Annotated in this window: 1 protein-coding gene; it reads right to left on the bottom strand. The window is 49.9% G+C overall.

The window, feature by feature from the left end:
• Positions 1-34 precede the first annotated feature (34 nt).
• A partial coding sequence (gene nudC, locus BCT81_RS22830; RefSeq protein WP_102425954.1) for an NAD(+) diphosphatase occupies positions 35-749 on the bottom strand: 715 nt, incomplete at its 5' end.

Below are 749 nucleotides of genomic sequence, written 5' to 3' on the forward strand. Positions count from 1 at the left end.
GACCACCCATAGGCCAAATACTACTGTAGGCAATTTAGTGCTCCAATGCTTGTTCAGCTGCGCCTGCTTTAATCACGTCATCAACCGTTTTCTCTATCAGTTGTCTAGCAATGGTGCCCACTGGCGCCACATCTGGCAGGGTCGTCACGTCAAACCATTGCGCGTCAGATAGCTCGCTATAATCTGGCTTGAGCGTACCACCAGCATAGTCAGCAAGAAAACCCATCATCATACTCGACGGGAATGCCCAAGGTTGGCTGCCAAAATAGCGAATATTATCCACATCAATCCCCGTCTCCTCTTTCACTTCACGAGCAACACACTGTTCTAAGGTCTCTCCGACCTCTAGAAAGCCCGCTATAACGGTATACATGCCCGTTCTATGTCTTGGGTGCTGCGCGAGTAATATCTTGTTGTCGTTTCGTACAGCGACAATGATGCATGGGAAAATGCGCGGGTAATGCAGAGTACGACAGTCTCCACACTGCATCGCCACTTGATTGTGGTTTAGGTGATTGCGACCACCACACTGCGGGCAGAAACGCATGCTCCGGGTCATATGGCCATATTGGATGGCTTTACTTGCAGTAAGAAAACTCGATTCAGGCCAGTGCAATAACTCTCTTAGGTTGACCATCGTCAGCTCACGCTCAACATCACAGTCGTTCAACCAATACACTTTGCTACCTTGATGCTGACCAATGCAGATTGCGTGCTCAACACTGAGCCCTAGCTCGTCGGCAGAGCCG

Origin of the sequence: Vibrio sp. 10N.261.52.A1, from assembly GCF_002876325.1 — a bacterium.
Taxonomy (GTDB): Bacteria; Pseudomonadota; Gammaproteobacteria; order Enterobacterales; family Vibrionaceae; genus Vibrio; species Vibrio chagasii.